8 protein-coding genes and 2 pseudogenes are annotated in these 10,658 nt (G+C 56.3%); 5 read left to right on the top strand and 5 right to left on the bottom strand.

Annotation, left to right across the window (positions count from 1 at the left end; translation table 11 throughout):
- The 3 genes and pseudogenes from PHA01_RS18355 to PHA01_RS18345 form a co-directional block, all read left to right on the top strand.
- Positions 1 to 481 (top strand): annotated as a pseudogene (locus PHA01_RS18355) (hypothetical protein); the annotation flags it as partial.
- Positions 482 to 782: 301 nt separating this feature from the next.
- A pseudogene (gene katE / locus PHA01_RS18350) lies at positions 783 to 2,895 on the top strand (catalase).
- 534 nt (positions 2,896 to 3,429) lie between these two features.
- A complete protein-coding gene (locus tag PHA01_RS18345; protein WP_271897813.1) occupies positions 3,430 to 4,470 on the top strand; it encodes an aldo/keto reductase in 1,041 nt (346 codons plus the stop codon).
- Between the two features lie 106 nt (positions 4,471 to 4,576).
- Here PHA01_RS18345 and PHA01_RS18340 read toward each other — a convergent pair whose 3' ends face one another.
- Entirely contained in the window at positions 4,577 to 4,951 is a 375-nt protein-coding gene (locus PHA01_RS18340) for a response regulator (RefSeq protein WP_271897812.1), read from the bottom strand.
- A complete protein-coding gene (locus PHA01_RS18335; RefSeq protein WP_271897811.1) occupies positions 4,948 to 5,151 on the bottom strand; it encodes a hypothetical protein in 204 nt (67 codons plus the stop codon). Before PHA01_RS18335 ends, PHA01_RS18340 begins: the two co-directional genes overlap by 4 nt.
- 256 nt (positions 5,152 to 5,407) lie before the next feature.
- Here PHA01_RS18335 and PHA01_RS18330 point away from each other — a divergent pair, with 256 nt between their 5' ends.
- Entirely contained in the window at positions 5,408 to 6,703 is a 1,296-nt protein-coding gene (locus tag PHA01_RS18330) for a hypothetical protein (protein WP_271897810.1), read from the top strand.
- A 307-nt stretch (positions 6,704 to 7,010) separates the two neighbouring features.
- Here the strand turns inward: PHA01_RS18330 and PHA01_RS18325 are convergent, their stop codons facing one another.
- Entirely contained in the window at positions 7,011 to 8,003 is a 993-nt protein-coding gene (locus tag PHA01_RS18325; RefSeq protein ID WP_271897809.1) for an ornithine cyclodeaminase family protein, read from the bottom strand.
- Positions 8,004 to 8,138: 135 nt separating this feature from the next.
- Here PHA01_RS18325 and PHA01_RS18320 point away from each other — a divergent pair, with 135 nt between their 5' ends.
- Positions 8,139 to 8,600 carry an Lrp/AsnC ligand binding domain-containing protein gene (locus PHA01_RS18320; RefSeq protein WP_271897808.1) on the top strand — a complete coding sequence of 154 codons (462 nt, stop codon included), beginning with the start codon at positions 8,139 to 8,141 and terminating at the stop codon, positions 8,598 to 8,600.
- A 119-nt stretch (positions 8,601 to 8,719) separates the two neighbouring features.
- Here the strand turns inward: PHA01_RS18320 and PHA01_RS18315 are convergent, their stop codons facing one another.
- Positions 8,720 to 9,922 carry an amidohydrolase family protein gene (locus PHA01_RS18315; RefSeq protein WP_271897807.1) on the bottom strand — a complete coding sequence of 401 codons (1,203 nt, stop codon included), beginning with the start codon at positions 9,920 to 9,922 and terminating at the stop codon, positions 8,720 to 8,722.
- 99 nt (positions 9,923 to 10,021) lie between these two features.
- Positions 10,022 to 10,654, bottom strand: coding sequence for a dihydrofolate reductase family protein (locus PHA01_RS18310; RefSeq protein WP_271897806.1), 633 nt, complete (start codon positions 10,652 to 10,654; stop codon positions 10,022 to 10,024).
- Positions 10,655 to 10,658 lie beyond the last annotated feature (4 nt).

Raw genomic sequence — 10,658 nt, 5'->3', positions numbered from 1 at the left:
GTCCAACGTCGCTTCCGGAGCCGTAAGTGCCGCCAACTCCAACTCAAGCGATACATCTGTTTCCTATTTTGTGGACAGTTTGTTGCGCCCCACCGCACCTGCGTCGGCAACACCTGAACGCACTGGCGACGCAAGTGCTGAGGTTTCGCGCATCTTGTTGAACTCCGCAGCTACCGGAACGCTCCCTCCCGAAGATCGCACGTACCTTGATCAATTGGTTGCGGCGCGCAGCGGCCTGAACGAGCCGGATGCGAAGGCACGCGTAGATGCCGTTCTCGCACGGGCAGATGCTGCAAAGAACTCTGCAGCCGAGGCAGCAGACAGCGCAAGAAAGGCCGCAGCCGCGGCGGCGTTCATGGCAGCGTTCTCATTGCTGCTGGGTGCATTTATCGCAAGCGTTGCCGCAGCTCTCGGCGGCAGACAGCGCGATGATGACGAGGTGGTCCATTCGTTGGCATCAGGTAGAGCCCATCTGGCCTGAATGGAATGAACAGGAGAGTGGCTCCGGCGTGCGACGTTTGAACGACAGAGCCACAGACGGATAATTGCTTGGCGGGAGCGTGCTCTCGCCAATTGGTGTGGGAAAAAGCTCGTCACCATCATCGCGACTACCGTGGCAATCCGGCCCTCCCGTGACAGTGTTTTTCCGATCATCCCGTTTCTGGTGGAACCACCACGACTGGCGTTGGTTACAGACCAAGTCGCAGGAACTTCAAAAGGCGGGCGACTGTGAACTCAATCGTCCCGGCCCACATTTCGAGATTGTCTAAAAAGGAACACCGATGCCCAAGAAATCCAAATTAACGCCCCCTCAAACGGCAACAATTAACGATCAGACATTGAACCGTGGTGTAGGCGGCGAGTTGCATCAGCAGGCGGGAGCCGGCGTGCCTGTCATGACGACGGCACAGGGTGGACCCGTCGGTGATGACCAGAATTCCTTAAAAATCGGAGCGAGAGGCCCGACGATCCTGGAGGACTTTCATTTCCGGGAAAAGATCTTTCATTTCGACCATGAGCGCATTCCTGAACGTGTTGTCCATGCGCGTGGCTATGGTGCACACGGCTATTTCGAAACATACAAGTCGCTTGCGAAATATACCCGCGCGGACCTCTTTCAACGGGCAGGAGAAAAAACGCCGGCCTTCGTTAGGTTTTCGACGGTAGCGGGCAACAAAGGCTCTTTTGATCTGGCACGCGACGTCAGGGGCTTCGCGGTCAAAATTTATACGCAGGAAGGCAACTGGGATTTGGTGGGCAACAACATCCCGGTTTTCTTCATTCAGGATGCAATTCGTTTTCCGGACATGGTTTATGCGGTCAAGCAGGAACCTGATAGCGGCTTTCCTCAAGCTCAGTCTGCCCATGACAATTTCTGGGACTTCATCAGTCTGACGCCAGAAAGCATGCACATGATCATGTGGGTCATGTCTGATCGCGCTATTCCACGTTCCTTCCGTTTCATGGAAGGTTTTGGCGTCCATACATTTCGCTTTGTTAATGCGAAGGATGAATCCACCTTCGTCAAATTTCACTGGAAGCCAAAGCTCGGGCTGCAATCAGTGGCATGGAATGAGGCGGTGAAAATAAACGGAGCTGATCCGGACTTTCATCGCCGCGATCTTTGGGATTCGATCAAGTCGGGCGCGTTCCCCGAGTGGGAACTACAGGTTCAGCTCTTCGATCAGGCGTTTGCCGACAGTTTCGATTTCGATATTCTCGACGCGACGAAGATCATACCGGAAGAAGTCTTGCCTCCCGTTCCGATAGGCCGCCTCGTCCTCGACCGCATGCCCGACAATTTCTTTGCCGAGACCGAACAGGTTGCCTTCATGACGCAAAACGTCCCGCCGGGCATCGATTTTTCCAATGATCCGTTGCTTCAGGGCCGGAATTTTTCTTATCTCGACACCCAGCTGAAACGGCTCGGCGGACCCAACTTTACCCACCTTCCCATCAATGCTCCCAAATGTCCGTTTGCGCATTTCCAGCAAGATGGCCATATGGCCATGCGCAATCCTGTCGGCCGAGCCAATTATCAACCCAATTCTTGGGGAGAAGGACCAAGAGAGTCCCCGGGGCGCGGATTTCACTCCTTCGCTGATACGGAATCCGGGCAAAAGGTTCGGCTGCGTGCTGAGTCCTTCGCTGACCATTACAGCCAGGCCCGACAGTTCTTCATCAGCCAGACACCGCACGAACAAAAACATATCGCGGCGGCGCTCACCTTCGAACTCAGCAAGGTACAGACGCCTGTCATTCGCGTGCGCATTGTCTCGCATCTTCTCAACATCGACGAGGGATTGGCGGCGAATGTAGCAAGCGGACTTGGACTGAAAGATATGCCCTCTCCGGCTGATGCGGCCATGCCGACACGTCAGGATCTCGCCGCCTCTCCCGCTCTCAGTATCCTGAACAAAGGGCCCAGCCGCTTTGAGGGGCGGAAACTTGGCATTTTGCTGACAAACGGTTTCGAACCCAAGCTTGTGAAGGCTCTGCAGAAGGCACTCGCAGGTGAGAAAGCCACCTTTGAAATTATCACCCCCGCTGTGGGTGGCGCGGAAGCGGCTGACGGCAGCATTGTTCTAGGCAATCAAATGATCGGTGGCGGACCATCGGTGCTCTATGACGCGGTCGTGATTCTGCCTTCAGAAGCTGGCGGCGTTGATCTTGCCAAAGAATCCACGGCCCGCGACTTCGTGGCCGATGCCTTCGCCCACTGCAAGTTTATCGGGTAACAACGCGGCTCTACCTCTGTTCGAAAAGGCCGGCATCGTGGATGATCTTGACGAAGGCGTAATCCTGCTATCCGGTCCAAATGACATTCCCGCGTTTATCAAAAACCTCGGAAAACTACGCCTTTGGTCGCGCGAACCAAATGTTAAAATGACGTGAGTGCCCCGGTCCAGAGAACAAACCTCTAGTTGTCGTGATGCAGGGTCGCTGCCGAAGGGCACGTCGGTCACCATCCACTCGCATGAGCAGGGGGCGACCACCGCCTAAGTCACATGTCCGCACTGGCGGGAGGCGCTCAAATGAGCCAAGGTTTCCGATTGCGTAGCTTTAGATAAGTCAGTCGACCATCAAATTACCGTGTAACTGCGCCTTTCCATGAGGAACCGCATCGACGCTTCGTTTGTGAAATATGACGACGTGGGGCTCTCGGACAAATACCAAGTGAAAAAACCAGCAACGCGAAACAGCCGTCAGACGATGACGAGCTTCGTAACGAGCTGCAAGCGCGCTATGAGTGTTCAACCGGCAGTCGCTTCAAAGAGCTGTTAAAACGCCTGCTAGAAATAGCAACCCGGTGTCCAGGATATCGAATCTGCATTATTAGTATGATACTACGTTCGCGGCGCAGGTTATCCTTGCGGCCAATCGGTTCCCCCTTGTGCAAAAGATATCGGAGATTGGAAGGAGAGCGCGTTGAGGATTCGTCATTGGGATCGCATAGGCAACGGGGGGCTCGGTTTCACGGAACTAGGCTTTGGATCTGCACCCCTCGGCAATCTCTACAAAACGGTCTCTGAAGAAGACGCGTTTGGCATTCTGGACGCTGCCTGGCAGAGCGGAGTGCGCTACTACGATACGGCGCCGCTGTACGGACTGGGCCTGTCGGAACGTCGCGTCGGCAGATTTTTGACGACCAAGCCTCAAGATGAATTCATCATATCCACAAAGGTCGGCAGGCTGTTGCAAGCTTGCTCACCGGAGCAGAGAACGGGCATCGGCAAATTCTTTGATACCCCCAATCGTCGCGAGGTCTATGACTACAGTTATGACGGAGTTATGCGCTCTTTCGAGATATCGCTAGAGCGGACGGGCCTCGATAGGTTCGACATTCTTCTCGCGCATGATTTGGATGTCTTCACTCACGGTACGCTCGAAAGATGCCATACCTATCTCGATCAATTTATGCGTGGCGGGTACCATGCCATGCTGTCGCTCAGGGACCAGGGGGTAGTGAAGGCCATCGGCGGGGGAATAAATGAATGGCAAATGTGTCAGGCCCTGGCCGAACAGGGCGACTTTGATCTTTTCCTGCTGGCAGGCCGGTATACATTGCTCGAACAGGATGCTCTGGAGACCTTCTTGCCCATGTGTGAAGAACGTGGCATCGGCATCGTATTAGGGGGTCCTTACAACTCGGGCATCCTCGCTCGCGGACCAACCACCGGCGCTCAATATGACTACTCAGAGGCGCCATTGCATGTAATTGAACGTGTGAAGCGGATCGATGTCATCTGCAGGCGGCACGATGTTGCAATGATAGAGGCTGCGCTGAATTTTCCGCTTCATCACCCTGCTGTCGTCTCAGTAATTCCCGGAGGGCAAAGTATTTCAGAGGTCAATGCAAACAGGGCCATCCTTGGGAAAGAACTGCCGAGCGCACTATGGGCCGAACTCAAAGCTGCGGGATTGCTGCGAGATGACGCGCCACCCTTGAATATCACGTCTCCAGCATAAGCGTATTGGTAGCGATACGGAGACATGTAATACCTTAGCTAGATTGCACGACTCAACGGTCGATGATCTATGCGGTGAGCCTCCGAATTTCGTTCTTCCGGCACGGTCAAGAATCGACAGTCAACTTTCGGATTGCGCGCAACAATTGTGTCTCTCCAAATGGTTTGCTCAACACCAGGGATGCTGGTATTTGGCGAGCATTCTCCGGGTCTAAATGGCCTGTTGCAAAGATGACGCCAATTTCAGGATCGATTGCGCGGGCAGATTTAGCCAGTTCCACGCCTGAAATATCTGGCAGTTCGATATCCCCAACAATGATGTCGAACTTGGCCATGGCCATCTCAGCTAGAGCTTCAGAAGCCTTAACAGTTTCGGTGACCGAAATTCCACGGGATTGCAGAAATTCGGAAACGTGCATCATTATGAGCGGCTCGTCTTCACAGAGAAGAATGGAAAGAGCTCGTTCGGAATGGTTTGTCACGTCTGGCCCCGTCGACGTAGCTGACCAGGAACGGCCTGGCGCGTGAAGTTCCGCGCGTCATCATAAGGGTAATGCAAATACGATAAAACAATTTCCGACAAGCACGCGCGCGATTTCTGATCCGTCATCGCCTGCAGCGCGCTTCGTTCCTGGCAATAGCTGATATATTCGGTGATCTCCGGAGATGCCTTGAGGGTCATTGTCCGCTCGTAAAAGGAAGAGCAAAAGTGTATGGTTTGCCAGGGACGCGAGCAAGTTGAGCGAATGCGCGACGGTTAGGCTACATGGCCCAGCGAGCCATGCCTGTTCCGTCAAGAGCATTCCCCCGACCTGCGCAGGACCCGACGGCAGGGAATGGGCGCGGAGGACAGCGTCCTCAACTCCACCCGACAACGCCGTGCCTACTTAGTCTGGTGCGGCTTCCTGTCAGGTGATGGCGCTGAATGGGACAAACCAATGAAAAAGCAGGAACTGGAAAAGCTCTTCATGGACTGCGATCGTCTGAAGGAGCTGTGCGAGCAAATGCATCACTGCCGGCCGTGTGGGTCGGGTAATTCGTCCGACAAGCCCAAGGCGCGATTGGCGCGGGCACCGCGAGACGCCCAGACGCCCGAGCCCAGCCCCGATGACATCCGGTACAATCGCGGGTTCCTGGGGGTACCTTACAAAAAGGCGGACCTCTTCCGATCGGGAATGTCGGCCGAGGAACAATTGCGCGATGCGGTTGAGCAATATCGGAAGGAGCCGTCGGCCAAGGGCGCGATCCTGATCGAAATGGCGATCAATCGCATCGGCATCAGCGGACGGACGGACAGGGAAATCGATGGGCTGGTCGAGGAAGCGAAGAAGCTGCTGGCCGAGAAACGGAAGCGGAAGGGCAAGGGCGGGTTCCAAGGCGATAATGTTACCGGAACCATCTACCAGCACTCGGACTTCAACGGCGCGTCGATGTTCCTCAACCTGTCCGTGGGCGGCTTGCTGACCGGCTTCGTCAACCTCAGCTGGTACAATTTCAACGACCGGGTCTCGTCCGCCGAGCATAGCGCGAGCCCCGACGAGGTTGGCGGCCGCCTGTTCCTGTTCCAGACGGATCGCTTCCGGGACCGTTACGTCAAGCTGGATGCCAATGGTGGGGACAATCCCAGGCTTTCTTCCCTCGGATCGTTCATGAACGATCGGACTTCGTCGGTCCTCATCTACCGGAAATCCTTGAACGAAGTCGTCCAGTCGCTCGGCAACCTCGTATCCCCCGGCCAGATCACAGCTGCTATATCCTTGCAGGAAAAGCTGTCGCCCCGGGGCGATCCCATCCTGACCTGGGACCTGTTTCCGGATGGCAAGGACGGCCACCCCAACGAAACCGGAAAGATGTACGTCTACGTCCGAATTCCGGTCGAGGTCGAGGTGAACAACTGGTTCAACTATGATGCGGAGATACGCTTCTGGATCTATCTCTATGTCACTCAGGATGGGCGGCTCAACGCCTGGCCGGAATATTACGGCGCTTGGGTCGAGGGCGGGATCCTGACCGACGACATTTTGGCCGAGCTGATGGGCGAGGAAGGAATTGTGACCTCCTTGCCCCAGGTTATCGGCCTGCTCGGAGCGGCCACCACCCTTGCCAATCTCGGGGGACCCTACTCCAGCGTCTACCTCCTGCCCGGCCGCAACGAGGACAGGGGCAACACGGATGACGATGTAACGGTCGTGTTGGTTGAGGGAATGCCGGGGCCTCCCGGGCCGATCCTCTAGCGCTCGGTTCGGAGGCCTAGGCTTCGAAGCGGAGGATCGGTGCCAACCTGGATGTCCGCAATGGGTTTGGGCTCGGGTGATATGTTGAATGTATTGCCGCAAATGGAAACGGTCATGAGCAGGTGAACGTTGTTCCTGGTAGGGGGGTCGATACCGCGGCCAGGACAACCAATACTCGTGATTAAACGTTCGTTTGAAAATGCCGATATTAGCGGATCTTCCATTGAATCCGATTGGTTCATAAGATTCTACAATCACTTTTTAGAGCATATCGAGATGAGTGATTTCCAATGAGCGCCTTGAATTTCTAGAGAGAAATAGCTTGGCCCACACCCAGGCGTTTGGCCTCGCGGTAAGCAAGGTCGGCTGCCACCATATCCTCCATGGCGACGCCCATGGCCTTGTAGATCGTGATCTGCTGATCTGACGTCCGACCTGGTCGCAGTCCCAGCAACATCGCACCAAGATCGGTGCCTGCCTCCGGATCGATATTTGCAAGTTCGCAACAACCTACGGGTGTTGGCGAGAAGGCGTCCCGCGTCTCAACAAAGAGCTTGCCGCGAGCGATCAAATCGATCGGAAGTTCGCCGCCGGGTGGCGCAACACCAACCGAGGACACGTGCGTTCCCGGTTGAACCCATTCTGCGGATATCGCGGGGAAGTAGGAGTGCGTTGCGAGGCACACGACATCTGAAGAGCGTACCGCGGCCTCGAGGTCCTCGACGGCTGTGATACCTGAATGACGTGAAGACAGAGCCTGCGCATCAACAAAATCCTTCGAGAAAACTCGGATTTCCTCGAAATCTCGAACGAGTGGTAACAGGTGAAGGTGCTGGCTAGCTTGAACGCCAGCGCCCACGACGGTCGCGACCTTGGCATTACGCCTGGCGAGCTCTCGCACCGAGAGGACGGCCGAGCCAGACGTGCGTGCGGCCGTGATGTAGGTGCCATCCATAATGCAAACAGGCATTCCTGTTTCTGGATCGAAGAGATGTATTGTTGCGAGGTGACTTGGGATGCCCCGGGCGATATTGCCTTCGAACACGTTGACCAGTTTTACCGTCAAATGCATGCCCTTCATCCAAGCCGGCATCGCCAACGAATAGCCTGCATTCGGAATATCAAGTTGTGGCCGCGCTGGATTGACGACGCGATCGTCGGAAAGCGCTTTGAACCCGTCCGCTAGCGCATCTAGCAGCTTGCGCAGGTCGATACATTTTTTGATCTCCGCTTCGCTCAGCGAGAGAATCTTGATCTCACCCTTGGTGTGATGGCTCGAGGCAGGTTGTGTCCTGTCCATGATGTTGCCCTTCGTCCGGTTACGCGTTCAGTGCCTTTCTAACCGTATTGAGCAAACCGGTGTGATGAAATATAGTGATTTCGACTTCCTAGCGTGATTATCACGCATTCAAGCCGAAGAAAGTGTGAATCCAAAATGAACGATCTGGACCGTATCGACCGGATGTTGCTCGGGCTATTGCAAGAAGATGGTCGCCGGACCGTACTTGACCTCGCCGAACGCGTTGGACTGTCACCGACCGGCGCATCACAGCGCATTAAGCGGCTTTTCAGTGAAGGCTTTATCCGCGCGGTGCGGGCTGTGCTGGAGCCCTCAAAGATAGGACGCGGGACTGTCGTCTTTGTCGAGGTAAGACTCGATCACACCGCACCGCAGGTCTTCGACCGCTTTGCAGAGGCTGTTGCGAAGGCACCCGAAATCATCGAATGCCATATGGTGATTGGTGGTTTCGACTACCTGGTCAAAGCACGAATAGCTGACATGGCGACGTTTCAGGAATTCCTGCAGCGGGTCATTCTGCCGCTTCCTGGTGTCAGGGAAACGCACACTTACGCATCAATCGGTGATGTGAAGCCTGACGCATTGTTGCCGCTTTGACACCTCCGGTTTTCTTATTAGCGCGGCAACCATATTCCTAACCGGAGGCGAACAGGCGATGCAGGGCCGACTGGTCTCGATCGAGACTAGTTGCCACCCGCGTGAACGCCAGCTAGCTCCTAGCGTCGCGATTGAAAAATCACGCGACCACCTCGGATCGTATAGGCCACGTCGGCAAAGGCTTCGATGTGGTTGGCTGGATCGGCCGCCAGCACAGTCAGGTCGGCGTCCATACCCACCTCGATCCTTCCCTTGCTTCTGATACTGAAACGCGCGGCTGGGGTCGTTGTGAGGGAGGCAAGGATCTGCTCGAACGATAGGCCAGCACCCTGCATCAGCCGATACTCTTCGGAAGTGTCCGAAGTCTGGATATAGCCGGCGTCGGTGCCGAAAAGGACATCTCCTCCCGCTGCTGCGAATGCAGCGAGCTGTTGCTGTGCGAGCGCGACGGTCCGTTCGGAGGGAAAGGGGCTGACTTTCCATAGGGTGAGCGTGGGAATCAGCGCCATGTCATGGGAAGTCAGACGGCCCACAAGCTCCGGTGTCCAGCGTTTCCCGTCGTCAGGGGTCGTGTGTGCTAGAACATCGACCCCGCTTTCGATCGTGACCTCGAGGCCTTCCTGATTGCTTGGATGTGCAAACGCGGGTTTGCCGTGCCGGTGCGCCTCGGCCACCACAGCTTTCGCGTCTTCCAGAGGCATGGGCAGAACGCCAATCTCGCCGCCGACGATCGCACCGGCGAAGATCTTGACGGCGTCCGCGCCACCGTTGAGTTGCCGGCGTGCTCGCGCCGCCGCAGCCTCTGGAGTACCGACCTCCATCGAGGGAAGGCCTTTGAGGAGTTCACGCAGGTAGATCGGCGTTCCGCCATTCGGGAAGAAGGGCGCATCTACAGTCAGGATGTTCGGGCCGCGCACATCACCGCTTTCAATTCGACGGCGCAGGTCGATCGCTGCTCCCGGGAGCGACGCGATATCGAACACGGTTGTAAAACCCCAACGGGTCAACATCCCTTCGAGTTCGTTCGAAAGCGCCTCTGCGTTTTCTCCCGGTGGCAGTGCCATCGACGGCAAGAGCAGGTGGACGTGGCTGTTCCATAGTCCCGCAACCACCACTAGGCCATCGCCTGAAATTATGCGGTCAGATGGACCTCGTTCGACTTGGCTGGAAGGACCAACGGCGGCAATGACTCCGCCACGCACCACTACAGTGGCGTCGAGGATGGCCGAAGCATCAGGAGACGGATAGACTTTGGCTCCGACGATAACCAAGTCCTGCGCATTCGCTGGTGAACCGAAGAGGCACATCAGCGTAATGGACACCAAAGCACCTCGAAGAGAGGCTGTTCGTTTCGAGAAGTTAAGCATCTTAGTCCCACTAAATCGCAAGCAATCGGTTGATGACGTCACCCGTATCGCCAATCACGCGGCTGTTCGTGTGAATGTGAGGTGCGTGACCCCGCTGGGCGCTGAGACAGCCTCGATTTTGTAGTCTTTCTCGATACCCTCAAGTCCATCCCAGAGACGTTTGCCGCGGCCCAGCAGTATCGGAACCACCACCACATGCATGTGGTCGACAAGCCCGGCTTCAAGGAACTCCCGGATCATGGTCGCTCCGCCCCCGATGCGGATGTCCCGCCCGCCTGCGGCTTCCCTAGCCGCGTCAATCGCCTCGGCAGGCGAAGCGTCGATGAAGTGGAACGTCGTGCCGCCCTCCATCTCGATTGGCGGGCGCGTGTGATGCGTCAGAACGAAGACCGGTGTGTGAAACGGCGGGTTGGGTCCCCACGCGCCTTTCCACTCCGGATCCTCGTGCCATCCGGGATGGCCAAACTTTCCCGCCCCCATGATCTCGACGCCGATCCCCGGTTCGAACCGCTGGACGAATACATCGTCGACCCCGCTGCTCCCTCCGGGTTGCCACCATTGCGTGGCAAACATCCATTGGTGCAACCGGTCGCCGGCGTGACCGAAATGTAGCTCCGAAGTCTGACCTTCGCCGGTGCCAAAGCCGTCGAGCGAGATGGAGAAATTGTGGACGCGGACGAGTGACATATCG

Origin of the sequence: Candidatus Phyllobacterium onerii, assembly GCF_028331445.1 — a bacterium.
Classification (GTDB): domain Bacteria; phylum Pseudomonadota; class Alphaproteobacteria; order Rhizobiales; family Rhizobiaceae; genus Phyllobacterium; species Phyllobacterium onerii.
This window is presented reverse-complemented; position numbering and strand designations above follow the sequence as displayed.

Excerpts from the sequence above, each read along its gene's own strand:
- PHA01_RS18310 (WP_271897806.1), bottom strand. The coding sequence starts at position 10,654 with ATGTCACTCGTCCGCGTCCACAATTTCTCCATCTCGCTCGACGGCTTT.
- PHA01_RS18330 (WP_271897810.1), top strand. The coding sequence starts at position 5,408 with ATGAAAAAGCAGGAACTGGAAAAGCTCTTCATGGACTGCGATCGTCTG.
- PHA01_RS18325 (WP_271897809.1), bottom strand. The coding sequence starts at position 8,003 with ATGGACAGGACACAACCTGCCTCGAGCCATCACACCAAGGGTGAGATC.
- PHA01_RS18320 (WP_271897808.1), top strand. The coding sequence starts at position 8,139 with ATGAACGATCTGGACCGTATCGACCGGATGTTGCTCGGGCTATTGCAA.
- PHA01_RS18335 (WP_271897811.1), bottom strand. The coding sequence starts at position 5,151 with ATGACCCTCAAGGCATCTCCGGAGATCACCGAATATATCAGCTATTGC.